The organism is Paenibacillus sp. S150 (assembly GCF_019352175.1).
Classification (GTDB): Bacteria; Bacillota; Bacilli; order Paenibacillales; family Paenibacillaceae; genus Paenibacillus_AQ.
Genome location: NZ_JACBYI010000003.1, coordinates 258,615 through 279,941, shown reverse-complemented (window position 1 = coordinate 279,941; position 21,327 = coordinate 258,615). Strand labels below are relative to the sequence as shown.

The 21,327-nt window shown below is 52.9% G+C and carries 24 protein-coding genes; 20 read left to right on the top strand and 4 right to left on the bottom strand.

What is annotated here, in order from left to right; genetic code table 11:
- Positions 1 to 38 precede the first annotated feature (38 nt).
- Genes HYD27_RS05685 through HYD27_RS05675 form a run of 3 tightly spaced genes read left to right on the top strand, consistent with a single transcriptional unit; the run spans position 39 to position 2,786 of the window.
- Positions 39 to 1,094, top strand: coding sequence for an LLM class flavin-dependent oxidoreductase (locus HYD27_RS05685; RefSeq protein WP_228744992.1), 1,056 nt, complete (start codon positions 39 to 41; stop codon positions 1,092 to 1,094).
- Complete coding sequence (locus HYD27_RS05680) at positions 1,091 to 1,657, top strand: NADPH-dependent FMN reductase (RefSeq protein ID WP_219212412.1); 567 nt, start codon at positions 1,091 to 1,093, stop codon at positions 1,655 to 1,657. The genes HYD27_RS05685 and HYD27_RS05680 overlap by 4 nt, the downstream gene beginning before the upstream one ends.
- 40 nt (positions 1,658 to 1,697) lie before the next feature.
- Positions 1,698 to 2,786, top strand: coding sequence for a phosphotransferase enzyme family protein (locus HYD27_RS05675; RefSeq protein ID WP_219212526.1), 1,089 nt, complete (start codon positions 1,698 to 1,700; stop codon positions 2,784 to 2,786).
- A gap of 105 nt (positions 2,787 to 2,891) precedes the next feature.
- Here HYD27_RS05675 and gdhA read toward each other — a convergent pair whose 3' ends face one another.
- A complete protein-coding gene (gene gdhA, locus HYD27_RS05670) occupies positions 2,892 to 4,265 on the bottom strand; it encodes an NADP-specific glutamate dehydrogenase (RefSeq protein ID WP_375373894.1) in 1,374 nt (457 codons plus the stop codon).
- Positions 4,266 to 4,516: 251 nt separating this feature from the next.
- Here gdhA and HYD27_RS05665 point away from each other — a divergent pair, with 251 nt between their 5' ends.
- Positions 4,517 to 4,789, top strand: coding sequence for a hypothetical protein (locus HYD27_RS05665; protein ID WP_219212409.1), 273 nt, complete (start codon positions 4,517 to 4,519; stop codon positions 4,787 to 4,789).
- A gap of 167 nt (positions 4,790 to 4,956) precedes the next feature.
- Here the strand turns inward: HYD27_RS05665 and HYD27_RS05660 are convergent, their stop codons facing one another.
- On the bottom strand, positions 4,957 to 5,331 hold the full coding sequence (locus HYD27_RS05660) for a PilZ domain-containing protein (RefSeq protein WP_219212407.1): 375 nt from the start codon (positions 5,329 to 5,331) through the stop codon (positions 4,957 to 4,959).
- A gap of 860 nt (positions 5,332 to 6,191) precedes the next feature.
- Here HYD27_RS05660 and HYD27_RS05655 point away from each other — a divergent pair.
- The 6 genes from HYD27_RS05655 to coaD all read left to right on the top strand — a co-directional run bounded on the left by HYD27_RS05655 (position 6,192) and on the right by coaD (position 10,023).
- On the top strand, positions 6,192 to 6,995 hold the full coding sequence (locus HYD27_RS05655; protein WP_219212405.1) for a glycoside hydrolase family 73 protein: 804 nt from the start codon (positions 6,192 to 6,194) through the stop codon (positions 6,993 to 6,995).
- A gap of 5 nt (positions 6,996 to 7,000) precedes the next feature.
- Positions 7,001 to 7,279 (top strand): holin, encoded by a 279-nt coding sequence (locus tag HYD27_RS05650; protein WP_228744991.1) that lies wholly within the window; start codon positions 7,001 to 7,003, stop codon positions 7,277 to 7,279.
- Between the two features lie 277 nt (positions 7,280 to 7,556).
- Positions 7,557 to 7,697 (top strand): YjcZ family sporulation protein, encoded by a 141-nt coding sequence (locus HYD27_RS05645; RefSeq protein ID WP_219212403.1) that lies wholly within the window; start codon positions 7,557 to 7,559, stop codon positions 7,695 to 7,697.
- A gap of 288 nt (positions 7,698 to 7,985) precedes the next feature.
- Entirely contained in the window at positions 7,986 to 8,282 is a 297-nt protein-coding gene (locus HYD27_RS05640) for a hypothetical protein (protein ID WP_219212401.1), read from the top strand.
- Between the two features lie 627 nt (positions 8,283 to 8,909).
- Complete coding sequence (gene rsmD / locus HYD27_RS05635; RefSeq protein ID WP_219212399.1) at positions 8,910 to 9,518, top strand: 16S rRNA (guanine(966)-N(2))-methyltransferase RsmD; 609 nt, start codon at positions 8,910 to 8,912, stop codon at positions 9,516 to 9,518.
- Positions 9,502 to 10,023 carry a pantetheine-phosphate adenylyltransferase gene (gene coaD, locus HYD27_RS05630; protein ID WP_219212397.1) on the top strand — a complete coding sequence of 174 codons (522 nt, stop codon included), beginning with the start codon at positions 9,502 to 9,504 and terminating at the stop codon, positions 10,021 to 10,023. The genes rsmD and coaD overlap by 17 nt, the downstream gene beginning before the upstream one ends.
- Here the strand turns inward: coaD and HYD27_RS05625 are convergent.
- Positions 9,992 to 11,224 carry a nucleoside recognition domain-containing protein gene (locus tag HYD27_RS05625; protein WP_219212394.1) on the bottom strand — a complete coding sequence of 411 codons (1,233 nt, stop codon included), beginning with the start codon at positions 11,222 to 11,224 and terminating at the stop codon, positions 9,992 to 9,994. The genes coaD and HYD27_RS05625 overlap by 32 nt on opposite strands.
- Positions 11,225 to 11,376: 152 nt before the next feature.
- On the opposite strand from HYD27_RS05625, the gene HYD27_RS05620 reads away from it, so the two are divergent.
- Entirely contained in the window at positions 11,377 to 12,414 is a 1,038-nt protein-coding gene (locus HYD27_RS05620; protein WP_219212392.1) for a SepM family pheromone-processing serine protease, read from the top strand.
- On the opposite strand, the gene HYD27_RS05615 is transcribed toward HYD27_RS05620, so the two are convergent.
- The gene (locus HYD27_RS05615; RefSeq protein WP_219212391.1) at positions 12,404 to 13,642 is read right to left on the bottom strand and encodes a tRNA(Met) cytidine acetate ligase; all 1,239 of its coding nucleotides are present in this window, start codon (positions 13,640 to 13,642) and stop codon (positions 12,404 to 12,406) included. The genes HYD27_RS05620 and HYD27_RS05615 overlap by 11 nt on opposite strands.
- A gap of 250 nt (positions 13,643 to 13,892) precedes the next feature.
- Here HYD27_RS05615 and HYD27_RS05610 point away from each other — a divergent pair, with 250 nt between their 5' ends.
- The 9 genes from HYD27_RS05610 to fabF all read left to right on the top strand — a co-directional run bounded on the left by HYD27_RS05610 (position 13,893) and on the right by fabF (position 21,317).
- The gene (locus HYD27_RS05610) at positions 13,893 to 14,414 is read left to right on the top strand and encodes a YceD family protein (protein ID WP_219212389.1); all 522 of its coding nucleotides are present in this window, start codon (positions 13,893 to 13,895) and stop codon (positions 14,412 to 14,414) included.
- 53 nt (positions 14,415 to 14,467) lie between these two features.
- Positions 14,468 to 14,641, top strand: a complete 174-nt coding sequence (gene rpmF, locus HYD27_RS05605) for a 50S ribosomal protein L32 (protein WP_019911234.1) — start codon at positions 14,468 to 14,470, stop codon at positions 14,639 to 14,641.
- Positions 14,642 to 15,144: 503 nt separating this feature from the next.
- Positions 15,145 to 15,741, top strand: a complete 597-nt coding sequence (gene fapR, locus HYD27_RS05600; RefSeq protein WP_219212388.1) for a transcription factor FapR — start codon at positions 15,145 to 15,147, stop codon at positions 15,739 to 15,741.
- Complete coding sequence (plsX, locus tag HYD27_RS05595; protein WP_219212386.1) at positions 15,725 to 16,714, top strand: phosphate acyltransferase PlsX; 990 nt, start codon at positions 15,725 to 15,727, stop codon at positions 16,712 to 16,714. The genes fapR and plsX overlap by 17 nt, the downstream gene beginning before the upstream one ends.
- 8 nt (positions 16,715 to 16,722) lie before the next feature.
- A complete protein-coding gene (locus tag HYD27_RS05590; protein ID WP_219212384.1) occupies positions 16,723 to 17,712 on the top strand; it encodes a beta-ketoacyl-ACP synthase III in 990 nt (329 codons plus the stop codon).
- A gap of 92 nt (positions 17,713 to 17,804) precedes the next feature.
- Positions 17,805 to 18,728 carry an ACP S-malonyltransferase gene (gene fabD / locus HYD27_RS05585; RefSeq protein WP_219212382.1) on the top strand — a complete coding sequence of 308 codons (924 nt, stop codon included), beginning with the start codon at positions 17,805 to 17,807 and terminating at the stop codon, positions 18,726 to 18,728.
- Positions 18,729 to 18,776: 48 nt separating this feature from the next.
- Positions 18,777 to 19,526: a 3-oxoacyl-[acyl-carrier-protein] reductase gene (gene fabG / locus HYD27_RS05580; protein ID WP_219212380.1), complete on the top strand. Its 750-nt coding sequence runs from the start codon at positions 18,777 to 18,779 to the stop codon at positions 19,524 to 19,526.
- A gap of 121 nt (positions 19,527 to 19,647) precedes the next feature.
- Entirely contained in the window at positions 19,648 to 19,881 is a 234-nt protein-coding gene (locus HYD27_RS05575; protein ID WP_019911228.1) for an acyl carrier protein, read from the top strand.
- Between the two features lie 197 nt (positions 19,882 to 20,078).
- Entirely contained in the window at positions 20,079 to 21,317 is a 1,239-nt protein-coding gene (gene fabF, locus HYD27_RS05570; RefSeq protein WP_219212379.1) for a beta-ketoacyl-ACP synthase II, read from the top strand.
- Positions 21,318 to 21,327 lie beyond the last annotated feature (10 nt).

The window sequence follows — 21,327 nt, the reverse complement described above, 5'->3', positions numbered from 1 at the left end:
TAGTAGTGCAGAACTGATAAGAAAGGAAGAAGATGCACATGCATACCTTCAAGAAAAATGGATTGGAATTTGGCCTGTATACACTTGGGGACCATCTCCCGGACCCGGCCAGCGGAGAACGCATATCCGCTGGGCAAAGAATCCGGGAGATTATTGAGATGGCGCAGCTTGCCGAGCAGGCGGGGGTTGAATTTTTTAGTGTCGGAGAAAGCCACCAGTCTTATTTCGCTACCCAGGCCCATACCGTTATTCTCTCCGCTATTGCCCAAGCCACCAGACATATGAGAATCGGCAGTTCCTCGACCATCATCAGCACCTCGGACCCTGTACGGGTATATGAAGATTTCTCCACTGTTGATCTGATCTCCGGAGGGCGCGCGGAGATCATTGCCGGGCGTGCCTCCCGCATTGGCCTGTACAAATTGCTTGGCTATAATGTGGACGACTATGAGGAGCTGTTCGAGGAAAAGTTCGATTTGCTGCTCCAAATTAACCAGAATGAAACACTTAACTGGAAGGGGAAATTCCGTGCTCCTCTGGAGAACGCCCAGGTGATTCCGCGGCCCCAAAACGGCTCGCTGCCGATTTGGCGGGCGGTGGGCGGTACGCCGGCAAGCGCCATAAAGGCAGGCTATGCAGGCGTTCCGATGTTTTTGGCCCATTTGGGAGGTCCGGCCTCCAGCTTCAAACGCTCCATCGATGCCTACAGAGAAGCCGCCGCAAGCGGGGGCTTTGATCCGTCAGAGCTGCCTGTGGCGACCGCCGGATTCTTTTATGCCGCCGAAACGACCCAGCAGGCGCTGCAGGAATATTATCCCCATATTAATGAAGGGATGAAGCTGACGAACGGAAGGGGTTTTCCCAAGCAGCATTTTGCCCAGGGCTTGGACAAGAGAGATGTATTGAACGTTGGCAGTCCCCAGCAAATCATTGAGAAGCTGCTCTATCAGCATGAGCTGTTCGGGCACCAGCGCTATACGGCCCAGTTGGACTTTGGAGGGGTGCCTTTTGCAAAAATCATGAAAAATATCGAGCTGATTGGTACAGAAATTATTCCTGCACTGAAAAAATACACTAAGGAGGAAGTACAATGAAAGTGACTCTGCTGTCCGGTTCTGCGGTCGGTTCAAAAACCAGTACGGCTCTGCAGACAGCGGCTAAATATATTCAGGAGCAATTTGCAGGCGGCACTGTCCAGATCATAGACCTGAAAGATTACCATATCCAGTTCAGCGACGGGCGCAATTTCCTGGAATATGAAGGGGATACGGGTTATGTTGCAGGTGAACTGATGGATTCCGATGTAATTGTATTCGGCATGCCCGTATTTCAGGCATCTTTGCCGGGTACATTGAAAAATATATTCGACCTGCTGCCGCAGAATGCATTGCTCGGCAAAGTGGCCGGCATTGTGGTGACGGCGGGCTCTGCCAAGCATTATCTGGTGCCTGAGCAGCAATTGAAGCCCATCCTGTCCTATATGAAAGCGCAAATCGTGCAAACCTATGTATTTATAGAAGAAAAGGATTTTTACAAAAAAGAAATTGTAAATGACGATGTTATATTGCGTCTCCAGCGGCTGGCGGAGGACTTGAAAATCACCGCTGACACCTACCGGGAAATAAAAAGAATACAAGAAGCGGCATACGATTTCTAATTCATTCAATTAGCCGGATAGCCGGAAGCAAAGAGCACAAATAAGAGAGGGGCATAAGCCTACGGATACCCTTATAAGCCAGATTTGGCCGGAGTGGAACGGGAAGCTGAGCAAGCGGAGTGGAGGCTGGAATAATACTACTTATTTTGTTGAAAATGGAGCTCGACGTGCTGTGCTGCGGATCTATGATACGCACAGGGACAGAGGCAAAATCGAATTCGAGCATGCCGTGCTGCAAAAGCTGGGGGGAAGGTCTCTGCCATTCCAGGTGCCTGTGCCCATCCTCACCCCAACCGGAGAAACTCTGGTTCAGCTGGAGGAGGGGGCAGGCAAATTTGCCTGCTTGTTTCAATATATTGACGGCGATTCGCCCGCAGAAGAGGAATCCGGCTATTTCGAATCCTTCGGAGAGGCGGCAGGTACGTTGTCCCGTGTGCTGGCCGGCGTAAGTCCGGGCCTTGCTCCGGTGTACCGCCCTTATTATGAGCTGCGCCGGGCTTATCCGCTGTGCACCGGAGAAGTTATCCGGGAGCTGTGCCTCAACCCGCCTGTTCCTCTTACTGAACTGGGCCAGGAGCTGCAGCTGCTCTACAGGGCGCATGAAAATATCACGGCTTCACTGGCAGAATTGGAAGGGCTGCCGCACCAGCTGGTGCATGGTGATTTGAACGCTTCCAATCTGCTGGTGGAGACAAAGGATCACCGGCAAGTAGCCGCATTGCTTGACTTTGAGTTTTGCACCTCCGATGTGCGGGCAATGGAGCCGGCGGTTATTCTGTCCGGGCTGCTGGGGCATACGGATGAAAAGACGGCGGTCCGGGATTTTTGCCGGGGCTTCAGCCGCCGATTCCGTTTCACCGCAGCTGAAATCAAGGCCATTCCGGTGCTGATGCTGCTGAGAAAAGTTGATGTGTTCCTTCATTTTGCGACCCGCTATCTGGAAGGAACCGATGAAGCCTCTGTGCTGCAGGAGCAGGTGAAGCTGTTGTCCGTGGATTTAAATCAGCTCTCGGTGAGTACAGGGGCAATTATGCAGATTTTGCTGGAGGAACAAAACACTCGGGCGCAAACAGGCATTCTGACGGAACAGCTTTCCAATGCTGAACAATACATACCAGGCATTGATTGAACGCATTTGCTCCGGAGAGACGCCGCAGCAGTCCGCCAGAGCTGCCGGCAGGCTGAGTAACTTTTTCACAATAGCTTCCTAAGCAGAAGCAGAGGCGGGACACTGTCAGACTACGCCTTGCGCCAGCATGGTATCGGCGACCTTCAGGAATCCGGCGATATTGGCACCCGCCACCAGGTTTCCGGGCATTCCGTATTCCTCTGCCGCCCGGACAGCGCTGCGGTAAATGTTCTTCATAATCTGCCGCAGCCGTTCGTCCACCTCTTCAAAGGCCCAGGACAGCCGCATTCCGTTCTGGCTCATTTCCAGCCCAGACACGGCAACGCCGCCGGCATTGGCTGCCTTGGCTGGCGCGAACAGGATTCCATGCTCCAGAAAATAATTGACCGCCGGCAGTGTGGACGGCATGTTGGCGCCTTCTCCGACAGCCTTCACACCACCTGCTGCCAGAGTCCGCGCCGCTGCTTCATCCAGCTCGTTTTGCGTGGCGCAGGGCAATGCAATCTGGCAGGGGATGCTCCAGATGCCGGAGCAGCCTTCCGTATATACCGCATCGGAATGCACTTTGACATATTCACTGATCCGCAGCCGGTCCTGCTCCTTCAATCTCTTGACGGTATTCACATTAATGCCTTGCGGATCATGGATGTACCCGCCGGAATCGCTGCAGGCGACGACGAGTGCGCCGAGCTGCTGTGCTTTTTCCATGGCGTAAATAGAAACGTTCCCTGAACCGGAAACCACGACAGACTGCCCCTGAAAGTCCATTCCTTGCGCTGCCAGCATTTCCTGCACGAAATATACGAGCCCGTAGCCCGTGGCTTCTTTTCTCGCCAGGCTTCCGCCGTACAGCAAACCTTTGCCGGTTAGCACGCCTGCCTCATGCCCGCCTCGAATCCGTTTATATTGCCCGAACATATAGCCAATCTCGCGTGCGCCGACACCAATATCACCTGCAGGTATATCCGTACCCGGTCCAATATGGCGGTACAGCTCGGTCATGAAGCTCTGGGCGAAGGCCATAATTTCCCGGTCCGACTTGCCCTTGGGATCGAAATCTGCGCCTCCTTTGCCTCCTCCGATGGGCAGGCCGGTCAGGGCATTTTTGAATATCTGCTCAAAGCCCAGAAATTTGACAATGCCCGAGTAGACGGATGGATGGAAACGGATGCCGCCTTTATAAGGCCCAATGGCACTGTTGAACTGTATCCGGTAGCCGCGGTTGACACGGATTTGTCCGGAATCATCGCTCCAGGGAACACGGAAGGTAATGCTGCGCTCCGGTTCGACAAGCCGTTCCAGAATTGCATTCTCCTTATAATGGGGATTGTGCGCCAGCACGGGCACAAGGCAATCCAGAATTTCCTTGACAGCCTGATGGAACTCGCGTTCATGGGGATCGCGGCGCTTAACCTCTTCGTAAATTTGCTGCACATAGCCGGTAGCCAAAGCCAATGCCTCTGATGTAATGGCGGACACTAATATGAACACTCCCTGTCTGTGTAATGGATGCATATTAACCTATTATTTGTTAACTGTTAAGAATTTAAAATAATCTTACTAAAACCTAACATCGTTTTTCCAATCATTTCTTTTTTGATGGTCCATTAATCATTTCTATTAAACTCACAAGAGTTGTCATGTATTAGCGGGGAAAAAGTGTCGATGAGCTGTTCCGAGAGGTGTATGCGGAATGATGAGGCTGATGAAATACGATTTGGAGCGCAGACGTGAGCGGCTTCTTGCATTCTTTGTCTCCATGGTCATTGTCCGGATTGGGATATGGATTGAAGCGGCTCCATGGGGATCGCACCCGTCTCGCTGAATATGATTACGTATGGTATTTTGGCTGTACGCGGCTGATTTCTGCCATTATCAGCCATGACCGATATTTAAGATCCTATGCCAGACGGCTTTTGCCGTTGCCTGCTGTGCAGAGTGTGCTCTCGCCGCTGCTGCTCTGCTGGGTCCTGCTGCTGATCCAAAGGAGGATCGAAGAATAAGCATATATTGGTTCCGGTTGGCGTAAGCATGATCATGGGCTGCATGTTCGCTTTTGCGCAAGCAGAAACTGTGCTGCTGCTCCCCGCCGCTGAGAGCCGCTGATCAAGCGCATCCCCAAAAGACGTCCTCCTTGAGGAGGGCATCTCTGATGACGGAGGGACTATACTCATTGCGCTCTGCGCGAATTCGTCCAGAGCTCAAGCTCCCGGAGCAGCTGATCTTCTTCAGCTTCCTGTAAATCCAGGCGGATGCCGTATTGGAACTGTCCCAGTCCAAACATCCAGCCCCAACGCACGCTGCCTTCGAACTGAAGCTTGTCTTCCGCCAGCCGGAAATGGATAATCAGCTTCGTATCACCAGCGGTGAAGCGGAGGTTCAGCGAGGTGCGCACCTTGCAGCCGGAGCGGCTAAGGTCGAGCAGCACCCCTTCAGTCAGCTTTCCGGCACCGGGCCCGGAGTTGCCGGCTGGAAGTTCCAGCCAGCATTCGATTGGCTGATTCATCACATATCGGAACGGTTCTTTTCTGCTGGAGTCGTCCATGGTTACCTCCGCTGTTTTTTTTGCAATTATATCGAACTGCAATGATCACCACAATCTACTAAAGTGCTATTTTTAAAAGAAAAGATTTAAAATTTTTCTCTGCTTAATGAAAGGGAGACTCACTGCCGGGAGATAAGGCGGCAGGACTGAAAAAAGAATACCGGCAGCTCTCCATGGCTGAGACAGCGGTATTCCTGATTAGAATGGAAATATGTACAAATTCTCAGAGGAATTAATGAATGCATAGAGAAGCCAACCGTCTACTAACATCTTGGGTACTCGGATCGGCCCAGATCCTGTGACGAAGCAATATTTCTGCCCCAACAAAGAAGAAAGCGAACCTGTTCCAAGCTTGCAATTGTAAATGTTGCGCTCAGCGCTGGAGCAGGGTGCTTGTCCATTTAAACCTTAAACCTTTCACCATAGGTCTGGAGAACTATCCGGCGCACTATGAAGAAAGGTTTTATTTAATTCTGCCATAAGCCGGCACGGACACTTCTGATGAGGGCTAGCGCAGTCTTTTACGCGGTTTGGACCACCATTTAATCCATAGATAGCCTTCGTCGTCTCGGAAGAATTTGACTCCTATCCAATTTAGGGGTGTCCAGAGCTCTTTGAAATAATATGAAGGCATAGGCAATCAGACCCTCCTGAGTAGTGAATTGTAACTATATTACGGCAAAAATATGAAAATCACAAGTGTCGTTTGCTTAGTATTACCCAAAACATTCATTATTGCTTCTATAATACATGATGCTGCAAAAAACACCGGTCTAATCTATTAAAAACACATATCCATAGGGGACCGCACAGGCATTTCAACAGAATCCGCATTCTATATAGAGAAAGGATGTGAGGAGATGACGGAGAGTGAATTTATTGCCAAAATCGTGCCTTTTGCTGTTGCCGATATGAAGCAGAGCAATATTGCAGCTTCCTTGACGATTGCACAGGCAGCACTTGAATCCGGCTGGGGAAGCAGCGGACTGACGGTCAGGGCTAACAATCTGTTCGGAATCAAGGGCCGCGGGCCTGCCGGAAGCATCACCATCCAGACGACTGAATATCAGAACGGAAAAGCGGTACAGGTGTCTGCGGCTTTTCGTGCCTATAATAACTGGGGAGAATCCGTAGCCGACCACTCTGAGCTGATCCGGGAGGGTGTCTCGTGGAACCGCAACTTGTACAGCAAGGTCATCGGGGCGGGTGGCGCGGCCGCAGCACGGGAGATTGCTGCAGCCGGCTATGCCACTGATCCTAACTATGCCGCGAAGCTTATCCAAATTATGAATACTTATAATCTGTTTCAATATGATGAATTAAAGGAGGATGGGGAGATGTCGGCAGAGGATAAACAAAAGCTGGCCAGTCTGGAAGCGCAGCTTAAGGAGCTTCAGCAGCTCGTCAGCGGACTGGGCACAAGCAGAGATACGCTCAAGACCGGAGTTATGGAGCAGGGCCAGACCATCAAAAATGTGATAGACCGTCTGGCAGCCCTGGAAGGGCGGACAGCTATGAACGTGCCCGAGTGGGCTCAGCCTGCGGTCAATGCAGCGGTGGCAGCGGGACTGCTCGATACGCCTTCCGGGGGCAGCTATGATTTTTACAGAACGCTCACTGTGATGTACCGGGCAGGCCTGATTGCAGCCGAGAAGGAGGTGTGATGCACATGGTGAATGATGCACTGAACAATGTGCTGGCGTTTGCTTCCGTCCTGGCTGTCTTTGTCCTCGCGCTGGTTCAATTGGTCAAGACTACCGTGGTCCTTCCCCGCAATCTGGTTCCGGCCGTCGGACTGGTTATCGGCCTGTTTGTAGGCGCTGTAGCCTATCCGTTTACAGACATGAATCTGATTCTGCGCCTGTGGGCGGGCGGACTTGCAGGCCTGTCGGCAACCGGACTGTTCGAACTGGCGTTCAACAAGAGAGAAGGCTCAACAAAGGATTGATAGACATATCGCAAGTCTAACCGGGCCTATAGCCGCCGGCTGTAAGCTGGGCGAGCTTCACAGGCCGTCAGTACAAGCTGCCGCGGCGCTTATGAGAACTTATCTTAATCCTGTCACACCCTTGAAAAGGCGAGGCGGGATTTTTTTGCAAGCTGCAAATGCTGTATTTGAGCGGCGGGCACAAATGACTGCCTAAATTTAAACGGTTTAGCCCAATCTGCACGGGGCGAGGGTACATATTCTGTTGTGTAGTGACCATTTTGAAGGAGGTAATCTCATGGGAGCAGATTGCGGTTATGGCGGTAAAGAGGCCGGGGTTAAGGGAGGCTATCCTCCTGTAAGTCCTTTCGCCTCAACAGGTGCGATTCTGGTGCTTTACATCCTGCTTGTCATTATTTTGAGTGCATGCTTCTTCTAAGTTATAAGAACTGAGGCGTGATCTAAGCTGAAAAGCCAGGTCGCGCTTCTTTGCCTGGGTGGAATGGACAAGCCACTGGAATATATTTTCAACACGGATTGTTTTGCGCTAAAAGCCCCGTTCTCCTTGGGCATCATACCCAAATTCAACGGTCAGTCGCCAGGAGTTATTGCCGCGCTTTTCTATGCTGCCTTTCGCCATGATTATATGACCTCCCTAACTTCCCAAGTAGAATAAAAAATTTGATTCTGGTACAATCTATATATCAAGTTTGAAGGAGCGGAGCACATGGATAATGATTGGGTGCAGTTATTTCGGTCTGTTATTCGGGAAGAATTGGTACCTGTAAATGAGCGGTTGGATCGTACAGATGAACGGCTGGATGGTGTAAGCCAGCATCTTGGGAACATTGACCAGCGTCTGAACCGCATTGAGGCAGATCAGCACCTTATTAAGAGCGCTGTGCTGGAAACCAACGAACGTGTAATTAAAATAGAGACTATTCTAGAGAATCAGCACCGGATTATTGAACTGCTCTCGGCACGTTCCATTGAGCAGGAAGCCCAGCTTAAACGAATTAAATAGATGGCTCAGTCCGGCGCGGTCAGGTGTCGGATTTTTTTTGTTTTGTGATTTTTTTCAAGGCTGAAATTAGAGTATGCACTTTAAGGCACAGTCTGTTCGCTGAAGCCTTGTCGTGCGTACTTTTTTCATGTGCAGGATCGTGAGAATGAAGGGAATCAAGCTATCAGTCTTGAAAGGACGTTCGTCTCTTAGCAGAGCTGGTTTTGGCATTCATGAAAAATGGCATAAAAAATCGAGGCCCTATCTCTAGGGCCTCTTTCATGGGAGAGGAGAAACCGGACGAAGAGCTTATGGGGAAACGTAAGCCTGCTCCGCGGTTGTCTACGACATTTTGCGATGTCGATAGTTACATGATGTCCCTGAATGTCCAAACTTATACACGCCAGGCCAGAAAAGTTGTATAGATTACACTTGAGATCTGTGGCCTTGATGGCCGATAACCCTATAGGGGATTTATTGCATGGCTGCACTTTGTGCAATAGCTTCCGTTTTACGAAGGGTCTACCGGTCCTAATGCGACATGTACAGACAATCTTTTTATTTCAATAGACAATTGTGGTACTATAGGCTTGGACTAATGCCCTGAACGGCATAACAAACAGAGACATAAAAGCAGGTGGACGAGCGGTGAGAGTTGTATCGGGAAGTGCGAAGGGCAGACCCCTGAAGAGTGTTCCGGGCAGCGGAACGCGGCCTACAACCGACAAGGTTAAAGAAGCGATGTTCAGTATAATTGGACCTTATTTCGAGGGGGGCGCCGTGTTGGATTTGTTCGCCGGAACAGGCGGACTGGGAATTGAAGCCTTGAGCAGGGGAATGGACCAGGCTGTTTTTGTGGATATGGAGCAGAAGAGCATTGATACGGTGCGCGCTAATTTGAAGGCGGCCAAGGTGGAAGAACAGGCGGAGGTCTACCGCAATGATGCAGGGAGGGCGCTTAGTGCGCTGGAGAAGCGGGGGCGTTCGTTTGATCTTGTATTCCTGGACCCTCCCTACAGGCTGAAGCACGGGCATGAACTAATGCTGGCAATGGTTCAAAAGGGTCTGCTGCGGCAGGACGCGGTCATTGTGCTGGAGCATGAGTCAGGCTATGAATATCCGGAGGTAATTCCGGGATTCCATAGAACAAGGCAAGCGGTATACGGGGAGACAACCGTCTGCATTTATAAGTATGAAGCTTCTTCCCGAGAAGAACCCGGGAGCGGCAAGGAGGGTAATGATGAGTCAGCAGATTAGAAAAGAACGTGTCGCCATTTATCCGGGAACCTTTGACCCGGTAACAATGGGGCATATGGATATTATTCAGCGTGCAGCGAAACAGTTCGACAGGCTGATTGTTGCCGTCCTTAACAATTTAAGCAAAAATCCGTTGTTCTCCGTAGAAGAGCGCACCGATCTGCTGCGGCAGGCAACCGAAGATATTCCCAATGTGGAAATAGACAGCTTCCGTGATCTCTTGGTGAATTTACTCCGGCAAAAGAATGCCCAGGTAATCGTCCGCGGAATCCGTACGGTGACCGATTTTGAGTATGAGCTGCAGAATGCCTCCATTAATCATAACCTGGACCCTGAAGCGGAAACGATATTTATGATGACCAATCCGAAATATTCCTATCTAAGCTCAAGTGTAGTGAAGGAGATTGCCCATTTCGGCGGGAATGTCTCCGACTTTGTGACGCCTGAAGTAGAGCAGGCCATGAAGCTCAAATTCATGCGGATGGACGGCGGAGCGAAGCAATAACATAAACAGCCCCGGACAGGGCTAATAATAATAGCAGGATCAGGGACTGCAAGCCCAATAATTGGGGAAAAGAGCTCCAGACTGTTGCGGGGCTTAAGGTGTCTGCGGGCAGGTATTCCCCCGGGACTGCGGTCGCCGGCAGCGCAGCCGTGTGCAGATTCAGCAGCGGCTTCCACAATAGCAGAGTCAACAAAAAGGCATAGATGCCATGAAGCAGGCGGCTGCCGGCATAAGCCAGGAAACGCACTCCGGCCTGCTTAAGCACGGTCAGCGCCTGGAGCTGTCCGCACACACCGCTCCAGCCCAGGGCAGCCGACAGCAAGGCTGTGCTCAGCAGGCCTGTAGAATTGAAGGAAGGAAGTCCCGTTGCTTCTGTGCTAAGCGCGCGGGCTCCGAGATGAATCTCCAGCACACCGGCCGCAAGTGCCTGTGGCAGCTGCGGGAACATGGAAGCCGCTATATTAATCGCTACTGCGAACATGATCATATAGCCGCCGACGACCATCAGATTCTGGACGGCAGAACTTACGGATTCGCCGAGCAGTCTGCCGAAGCTGCGCCCATCCTCTATGCGGGCTTCGGCGGCGGCGCGGAGAACACGTTTGGGCAAGGAGGCTTTTTTGCCGTTCACCTCTGCAGGGGGAACCGGCTCCTGAACCCTGGAGCGTCTGCATATCAGGGCGGAGGTACAACCGGCGATGAGCCCGGCAAGCCAGTGAATGGCCAGCAAGGCATACCCTGACGCCGGATTGTGCAGAAAGGCTACTCCTACGACGACCAGTACGGTTACCGGACTGGCGTAATGAGCCAGCGAGGCCAGGCGTCCGGCTTCCTTGCCGGAAATGCGCCCCTGCTTGTGCAGCTGCATGACCGCGTCGGCTCCGGCCGGGAAGCCTGCAGTCATACCGAGCGCAAGCGTCCAGCCTCCGGTGCCCGGCAGGTGGAATATCCGTTTCATCAGCGGCTCCAGCAGCACGCCGAAGCCGTGTACAATTCCCGAGGCTGCAAGCATTTCCGACAGGATAAGAAAAGGCAGCAGTGCCGGGAAAACAAGGGTCCACCAGAGCTTAAGGCCCTGCATGGAAGCCGCGAACGAAGCTTCCGGCGCGGACACGATGGCAACGGCGAGCAGTATGGCTGCCGCTCCGCCAAGGTAGGGTGCGGCGCCCGCGGTTATCCGGTGTATTTTAATGTTATTCATTTTGCGCATCACCTCTTCATAACTTAGGACATAGGCTAAAGACTGTTATCAATTTATGCAGGGAAGACAACCATCATGCCACAGCGAAACGAGGGACGGGACAAGATTGTTCTAATGTACAGCCTGGAGCCGTGGGAAAGAAGGGAAAAGCAGTGAGGCAACTGAAACGCCGGGTAGGATTCCGTGCCACCGCCTACTTGTTCACATTTGTGGTTATTCTGTACGTTGCTGTATTTATGAATACGCCTTATATTGTCTATCAGCCGGGCAGCGCCTCCGAGGTAGCGCCGATGATTCAGGTCCGGAACGCCGATGCGGATGAAAAGGGCGCCTTCATGATGACCACGGTATCTGCAAGCTATGCCAATGTAGCGCTTCTGATCGCCTCTGTATTCAATTCCAATGCGGAGATTGTACTGAAGGAGACGCGGCTTGGGGATAAAACGGAGCAGGAATATGCGGCTGAGCAGGTCTATTATATGAACAGCTCGCAGTCCTATGCGGTACAGGCGGCTTACCGTGCAGCTGATATTCCCTATGAAGATGTTGTGGATTATCTGTATGTGTTCTCGGTGCCGGTGACCGGCAACCAGAACAAATTCAAGCCCGGAGACAAAATCATCAGTGTGGAGGGGCAGACCATACCCGATCCGGAGGCATTGTCCGCACTTTTGGCGGCAAGCAGGATTGGTGACCAGGTGGCTGTTGTGCTGGAGCGGGGCGGCAAGGAAGTCAGGGAAGACGTTAAGCTGGTTGAGGTCAAAAACCAGGAGAGCGGGACGGTAAAGCCCGGGCTGGGCGTCGTAATCGGAGCGGTGCAGAAGGTGAAGCCTGAGGCCGAAGGGAACACAGTCAGCTTTGTGGATACGGATGTCGGAGGCCCTTCTGCAGGGCTGATGTTCACCATGGAGATAGTTAACCAACTAACCCCGGGCGATCTGACCAAAGGCAGCCGGGTGGCCGGTACGGGTACGATTGATGCCGATGGGAACGTAGGCGCTATCGGCGGGGTCAAGCACAAGATTGTCGCGGCGGACCGGAAGGGGGCGGAGATTTTTTTCGTGCCGGTCAAAAACTATGAGGAAGCCAAATCCAAGGCCGACAAAATAGGCACGGACATGCAGCTTGTGCCGGTATCCACCCTTGCGGAAGCGCTGAAATACATGCAGGAGCTGCCGGTCAAACCCTGACCGGCGGCTCCAGGTAGTCCCCGTAAAGATCTGTGCGCGAAGGATTGCTGAATGCTCCGGCAAAAGCGGCTGCCGCCTGCAGATCCCTTTCAAGCAAAGGGTGGGAGAACCGGGCCGGATTTGTCACGACGGGCCATACGGCACTGTGCTTCATTTGCTTCAGCAGCTTACGCCCGCTTTCCCGGAAGCCGAGCACCCTGATGTAGCCCGGACCCCGGGCGAGCACTGCCGGCGCCATTTCTTCCTTGCTGTGATTCAGCAGCACATGGATCAGCAGGCGCTGGAGCCTGGTACGGGTATAGCGCTTGCTTTTCAGCGCTTCCAATAGTCCCGAGACGGTAAAGTCCGGCAGGGCCGGCATGATTCGAAGCAGCCGGTTTTCAAGGCCCTCGTTCATGTCCTGCAGGTGTTGCAGCTCCGAGGCTGTTCGGGTACTGAGCAGATGGCGGAGCTGCATCCGGAAGCTTTCCAGGTTCAGCGGTCCTTTGCCTGCCGCCTGCTCTCTTTCCAGGATGGATATGCTGTAATCCGGCATATATTCTGCCGGAGAGCCTCCCTTTTCGAGCAGCCGGCGGATTGCCGTGGCGCTGGCAATCCGCGACCCGCTCTGCAGCGGGTCGTGGAAGCCTGCGCCGGTGCGCGGCACCGTAAGAGGCCTGATCGCGCTGCCGAGCCGCCGCAGCGCGATCAGGTAGTGCAGGCCGAGGCTGTTGTTCGGCTGGCGCAGCAGCTCGGCGGCATCGAAGGTTCTCTCCCCTCCCGGGAGAGAACCTTCCCAGGCGGACGCCGCAGCTGCGGCGTATGCGGCCGGAAAGCCTGCACCGAGCGCCATGCGGCGGCGGATCCCGTCCTGGAGCGCGCCGCTCTCTTCGGCCAGGAACCCGGCCAGCGGCAGCAGCGTGCCCAAAGTGCCGGCTTCGGAGCCGAAGCACAAGCTGTCCACGACGCCGGTCGCTTCCAGCAGAGCTACCGCTCCGAAGGCGAACCACTCCGCCGGCTGGACGGCATATGCCACCGGCAGCTCAAGCACGAGGTCGGCGCCCATATGGAGCGCCATCTCCGTGCGGGCCTGCTTGCTCACCGCCGCCGGCTCGCCGCGCTGGGTGAACGGCCCGCTCATAATGACAATGGAGCGGTCCGCGCCCGACAGCTTCTTCGCTTCCGTGAAGTGGTGGACATGCCCGTTATGCAAAGGACTGTATTCTGCAATAATACCGACCGTAGCCATTTGGTTTCACTCCGATTCTGGACAATTAGTAATTTCATTAGTTATATAGAGTGAACTTAAGAATTCAACTTGCTGCACTGGCGGAATCCTTGTTTCCCATGGATTGGGTCAGTCAGTTGGCCATCATTCTTAAGTTCAGCTTATATATATCATAAATTGTCCGGCAGGATGAAACAATATAAAGGGAAAATGGTTGACAAAGCTCGGTAATAATAGGTATAATAAATTTTGTTTGTTTGGAGTGATACTTATGAAGATTCACTTTCGCAAATTGGCTAATGCCGACGAGTCCCTGCATATTCAGGAAACGCTGGATGTCAGTGAGCTTGTCAAGGGGCGAAAGGATATACTTGCTGTTGCGCCGCTCTCAGTGGACCTTAAAGCGCTGCCCGCGGGCACCGATAGTGTGAACGTGGTGGGGAAATTGAATGGAAATGTGGACATGTTATGCTCACGTTGCCTTACAGATGTCAACAGCCAATTGAACATTCCTTTTGCTGAGACCTTCAAATGGCTTAAGCAGCCGCTTCTTCCTGAAGATGAAGATGAGGAACTCATTTACATCGGGGATGAGATTGTGGATCTTGTCCCGTTTGTGGAAGAAAACTTCGTACTGCACTTGCCGGATTCGGTATTGTGCAAGGCAGACTGTCTTGGTCTTTGTCAGAAATGCGGACAAAATTTGAACGAAGGCACCTGCAGTTGCGACAACACAGTGGTCGATCCCCGGCTCGCTGCGTTGAAAGGATTCTTTACCAAGCAAGATGACTAAGAAGAAATCCCGAGTGATAACGGGTTAAAACGAAATTCAGGAGGTGTAACACAATGGCAGTACCTCAACGGAGAACGTCCAAAACACGCCGTGACAAACGCCGCACCCACTTCAAACTGGTTGTGCCGGGCATGGTGAAATGCGAACAATGCGGAGAGCTGAAGCTGGCTCACCACGTATGCAAGGTTTGCGGAACTTACAAGGCTAGAGAGATCATCAAACAATAGTTTGCAAATAGAGTAGCACTTCATCTGCTGGTGAGGTGCTATTTTTTTTGAGAAATTCAAATTTTACAAACCCGGGCAGCCTGGAACAGTGCCTGCAGGTGATATTCAGGAGCTGCGAGGAAAATAGTACCCGCTTTTGCTGACAGCATCTCCGCGGTTTTGGGAGTGTTGCCAACAAATTAGAGAGACTTTATGCCGCTGCAGTCTCTCCATAATCGCTGCTTCGGAAGCATTGGCTCCCACTTTAAGGGCGCGAGACCTTTTCTGCCTGTAAGTGCGGCTTGCTCTGCAGGGGCGGCTGCAACTCCATGCTTTATTTTTGCCGCGGCATGCTTTATACTACATATTAGTACCTGGTTCTAAATTATGTTTGAGACCTTATTGCTATGACACCAGCGGCCATTCCCAGGGCCGGATTCTTGCGGGAACGGGTGCGTCCCTGAAAGGGGCGCCGGAGCCGTTTCCGCTTGGCATGTGCCAGGAGGTGAGCCGCCATAGAGCGGATGTCCAAGAAAGAGCGTCAGCAGCAACTGCTGCAGATTATAGACGGCAATCCCTTTGTGACTGACCGGGAACTGACCCGGCAGCTGAAAGTAAGCATACAGACGATCCGGCTGGACCGGATGGAGCTGGGAATTCCCGAGCTGCGCGAGCGGATGAAGCAGATGGCAGAGCACTCCTATGATCAGGTGCGCTCTTTGCCTGCGGATGAAGTGATCGGTGATATAGTAGACCTGCAGCTGGACCGCAGCGGGATATCTATATTTGAGATCCGTGAGGAGCATGTGTTCTCCAGAAACGGAATCGCGCGCGGCCACTACGTGTTTGCCCAGGCTAATTCGCTGGCGGTTGCCGTTATCAATGACGAGATTGCCCTGACTGCTTCCGCAGATATTCGCTTCGTCCGTATGGTCCGGCTCCATGAGAAGTGCATTGCCAAAGCGCAGGTGCGTTCACTGGCGGGCCGGAACGGCAAAGCCGAAGTGGATGTGTTTATCTATGTCGGTGAAGAGCTCGTCTTTCAGGGTCATTTCGTGGTGTACCGGTCCGCAATTGAAGAAAACAGCGAAGGGGGAAACCGCAGTGCTGATCGCCATTGATGCGATGGGCGGGGACAACGCTCCTGAATGCAATGTTGAAGGTGCGTTGTCCGCGGCCGCAGAATGGAGTGACACGCAGATTGTGCTTGTCGGCGACGAAGCCAGACTTGAGCCGCTGCTGAAGAATAAGCCGTCCAATGTGACCGTCCGTCACGCGGCGGATGTAATCGGCTCCGATGAAGAGCCGGTTAAGGCGGTCCGCCGCAAAAAGGATTCGTCCATGGTGGCAGCCGGCCGCATGGTGCGGGAAGGCGAAGCTGACGCGATGATTTCGTCCGGGAACACCGGAGCCCTTATGACTACGGGACTGCTGGTCGTGGGAAGAATGCAGGGAATAGAGCGCCCGGCGCTGGCGCCCATGATACCGACGCTGGATGATGTCGGTGTGCTGGCTCTGGATCTTGGCGCCAATATGGACGCCAAGCCTCAGCATCTCGTGCAATATGCCCTGATGGGCAGCATCTACCGCAACAAGGTGCATGGCATTGCGAAGCCGCGTGTCGGTCTGCTGAATGTAGGCACCGAGCCGGGCAAGGGCAACGAGCTGACGAAGGAAGCTTACCCGCTGCTCGAAGCATTGGAGGGCATACATTTTGTCGGCAATGTGGAAGCCCGGGATGTGCTGTCCGGCAGCTGTGATGTGCTTGTCTGCGACGGCTTTGCCGGGAATATATTATTGAAGACGCTGGAAGGTACGGCAGGTGCGATGTTCTCGCTGCTGAAGACGCAGTTCAGCAAGTCCCTGAAGACAAAGCTGGGCGCTGCCATCCTGATGCCGGAGCTTAGAAGCCTTAAGGGCAAGATGGATTACAAGGAGCATGGGGGTGCGCCGCTTCTCGGTCTTAGCGGACTGGTAGTGAAGGGCCATGGCTCTTCTGACGGCAATGCGGTCAAGAATGCTGTCAGACAAGCACGGATTGCATTGCAAGCGGACTTGGTATCCAGCATATCCAAGGAAATCAGTGGGAAGTGAGTGAAAACATGAAACAATTGCGTCCGGTAGGAATTATTGGCACAGGAAAATATGTGCCTGAGAAGATATTGACCAACAGTGATCTGGAGAAGATAGTAGAAACCAACGATGAATGGATTGTCAGCCGTACCGGCATCCGGGAGCGGCACATTGCCGCTCCGCATGAAGCAACTTCAGACCTGGCCTATGAAGCCGCGCTCAGAGCGCTGGATTCAGCGGGAATGAAGGCGGAAGACCTGGATCTGATTATTATAGCTACAGTAACACCGGATAGTGCATTTCCATCCACGGCCTGCATCCTGCAGGACAAACTGGGTGCAAAAGGCGCAGCGGCGTTTGACTTGTCGGCTGCCTGCTCCGGTTTTGTATACAGCCTGGCGACAGCTACCGGATTTATCCAGAACGGAATGTACAACAATGCCCTTATCATTGGCGCGGATACCTTGTCACGGATTACAGATTACACGGACCGCAATACCTGCGTTCTTTTCGGAGACGGTGCAGGTGCCGTTATTCTTGGGGAGGTGCCGGAAGGCAGAGGCTTCCAATCCTTTGATCTGGGCGCCGAAGGCTCCGGCGGCAACCTGCTGAAGATGGAAGCGGGCGGCTCGCGTCTGCCGGCCTCCCGGCAAACCGTTGAAGAGAAGAAGCATTTCATCTATATGAATGGCCGTGAGGTTTTCAAATTCGCGGTGCGTGTGATGGGGACGGCTACGGAACGCGTGCTTACCAAAGCGGGAATCACGAAAGAGAATATCGACCTGTTTGTACCGCATCAGGCCAATATCCGCATCATTCAATCCGCCATGCAGCGTCTGGATCTGCCGCCGGAGAAATGCATAATCAACGTGGATAAATACGCCAATACCTCAGCAGCTTCCATCCCGCTTGCCCTTGTCGAGGCCGCGGAAGAAGGCCGGATGAAGGAAGGCGACACTGTGCTGATGGTCGGTTTCGGCGGCGGCCTTACGTGGGGCGCTTCTGTTTTGATCTGGTAAGGCGGCAGCTATATATTATAGAAGGAAGTGGTGGCAGGCCGGCCAGAACCGGGCTGGCAGCCTCACTGTTCAACGAGAAGGAGTTCAGACTTATGGGTAAAATTGCATTTGTCTTTCCCGGCCAGGGTGCACAGGCGGTAGGTATGGGTAAGGATGTATATGATGCGCTTCCGCATAGCCGTGCGGTATTCGACAAGGGCGATGAAGTGCTTGGCTTTCCGCTTAGCCGTCTTGTTTTTGAAGGGCCGGACAGCGATCTGAAGCTGACCGTGAATACACAGCCCGCCCTTGTTACGACCAGTGTTGCTTACCTGGAGGCGCTTCGTAGCCAGGGTGTGCAGCCTGATTATGTTGCTGGACACAGTCTCGGGGAATATAGTGCTCTCGTGGCGGCGGGTGTGTTGTCTTATGAGGATGCGGTAAGCCTGGTGCGCCTGCGCGGACGTTTCATGGAAGAAGCGGTCCCCGGCGGAGAAGGAGCGATGGCGGCTGTGCTTGGCGCGGAACGCGAAGCATTGGCCGGACTGTGCCGCAATATATCAGAAGCGGGCAATCCGGTGGAACTGGCCAACATCAACTGCCCTGGACAAATTGTCATCTCCGGTTCGCAGGCCGGTGTGAATGAAGCCGCGCAGCGTGTCAAAGAAATCGGGGGCAAACGGGCTATCCCGCTGGAAGTAAGCGGACCGTTTCACTCTTCCTTGATGAAGGAAGCTGCGGAGCGACTGGCCGCCGAGCTGGAAAAAGTAACGTTTAATCCTCCTTCTGTCCCGGTGGTCGTGAATGTCAATGCCGCAGCGGTGACGGAACCGGATGAGATTCGCGAACTTCTGGTGCGCCAGGTATTTTCACCCGTATTGTGGCAGGATAGCGTGGAATGGCTGATTTCGGCCGGAGTGGATACCTTTGTGGAGATTGGCTCAGGCAGTGTGCTTGCAGGCTTGATCCGCAAAATTGACAAGACCGTCAAGGTTGTTAATATTAACAGTCTGGAGAGTGCTCAGGCAGGCTGGTAAACATAAGCGAAATCAAGCAATGTTGAATGGATGAAAGGGGAATATGGCATGTTCTCAGCATTAAAAGGCCAGACAGCTCTTGTCACAGGCGGATCACGCGGCATTGGCCGCAGCATTGCGCTTCTGCTTGCGGAGTACGGCGTGAAGGTGGCTGTGAATTATTCCGGCAACGAAACGGCGGCGCAGGAGACTGTAGCCCGTATCACCGAACTTGGCTCGGAGGGCCTTGCGCTCAAAGGCGATGTCGGCAACAGCCAGCAGGCGGAGAATCTGGTGAAAGAGGTTATCAGCACCTGGGGCAAAATTGACATTCTTGTCAATAATGCCGGCATTACCCGGGACAATCTGATTATGCGTATGAAGGAAGAAGAATTTGACCAGGTCATCGAAACGAATCTCAAGGGCGTATTCAACTGTCTTAAGTCGGCAACCCGCCCGATGATGAAGCAGCGTTACGGGCGGATTATCAATATTTCTTCGGTTGTAGGCGTAATTGGGAATGCGGGGCAGGTGAACTATTCTGCGGCCAAGGCGGGCATCATTGGGATGACGAAGTCGGCGGCACGCGAGCTGTCCTCACGGGGCATCACCGTGAATTGCATCGCACCGGGATTTATTAATACCGAGATGACTCATGAGCTGTCCGATGAAGTCCGCAGCGAGTACGAGAAGGGAATTCCCCTTGCCCGGCTCGGGCGGCCGGAGGACATTGCCATGACGGTTGCATTCCTGGCCTCGGAAGGGGCAGCCTACATGACCGGCCAGACGCTTCACGTGGATGGCGGAATGTACATGTAAGGTCCAAAAAGCTGTAAAGTCTTACGGGGAAAGAGAAGTGGGGCGGCCGGAAAGCGTTTTTTGAGCTCTATGGTATTTTGACTTCATATCTCGTATAATACCAAAAGAGGAGGTGAACCGGATGTCCGATGTATTGGAGCGTGTAAAACGCATTGTCATCGACCGCTTAGGTGCCGATGAAGCTGAGGTAACATTAGAAGCGTCTTTCAAAGATGATTTAGGTGCTGATTCTCTTGATGTAGTAGAATTGGTTATGGAATTGGAAGATGAATTCGATATGGAAATCTCTGATGAAGATGCAGAGAAGATTACGACCGTGGGTGAAGTTGTGAAGTACATACAATCTCATACCTAGAGTCATTATGATTGAGAGTCCCGTTCCTATCAGGGCGGGACTTCTCCTCATTTTACAAAGCAAAAGCTTAGCCAAAGGATGCCTAAGCACCTTTACGGGGAAAATAACAGAACCGAGGGTCATTGGATCAGCGGCAGCTGAAGTTTATATAGTTTTATAAATGAAGAAGATACAGCCTACAGATGGGGTGATTGCGTTTGAGTCATAGAGTAGTTATTACCGGTATGGGCGTGATGACGTCGCTGGGCAAAGATCTGGACACGTTCTGGGACAGTCTGATGAGCGGCAAATCCGGAGTATCAACAGTTGATGCCTTCGACGTCAGTGAGTATACTACGCAGATAGCAGCATCAGTTAAAGATTTTGATGCTGAGGCACGGTTTGGCCGCAAGGAGGCCCGCAAGATGGACCGTTTTGTTCAATTTGCCGTGGCTGCCGGAGAAGATGCACTGAAGGACAGCGGTCTAGTAATCGGTGAAGATATCGAGGCGGAACGGATCGGCGTATCTGTCGGTTCCGGTATCGGAGGACTGGGCACCTGGGAAGACAATCATAATCTTCTGCTGGAGAAAGGGCCTAAACGGGTCAGCCCGTTCTTTATTCCGATGATGATTGCGAATATGGGATCAGGCCAGCTGTCCATTAATCTGGGAGCCAAAGGCCCGAATACGACAACAGTGACAGCCTGTGCGACAGGGAGCCATTCCATTGGCGAGTCCTTCCGTCTGATCCAGCGCGGAGATGCGGACGCGATGATCTGCGGCGGTTCCGAAGCGACCATCCGTCCGACAGGCATGGCCGGCTTTTGTGCAATGAGAGCCATGTCGACACGCAACGATGAGCCTGAGAAGGCCAGCCGTCCGTTTGATGCGGACCGTGACGGGTTTGTCATGGGAGAGGGTGCCGGAATTCTGATTCTGGAATCACTGGAGCATGCCGAAAAACGCGGAGCGAAGATCTATGCCGAGGTTATCGGCTACGGACTGAGTGCAGATGCCCACCATATGACTGAGCCTGATCCGGATGGCGCGACACGCTGTATTAAGATGGCGATCCGCGACGCCGGCATTGCGCCGGAAGAGATTGATTACATTAACGCGCACGGAACCTCCACTCCTGTGGGGGACCGGTCGGAAACTACTGCCGTCAAGAAGGCTTTGGGCGAGCATGCCTACAAGGTTGCAATCAGCTCGACCAAATCAATGACAGGCCACTTGCTTGGTGCTGCCGGAGGGGTGGAAGCGATCATTTGCGGGCTTTCCCTGCAAAAGAACATGATTGCCCCAACCATTAATTTGGACAATCCCGATCCGGAATGCGATTTGGATTATGTTCCGAATGTTCCGCGCAAGGCAGAGCTTAACATTGTTATGTCTAACTCTTTTGGCTTCGGAGGACATAACGCGACAGTTATTCTCAAAAAATATAATCAGTAGGGGAGACAGT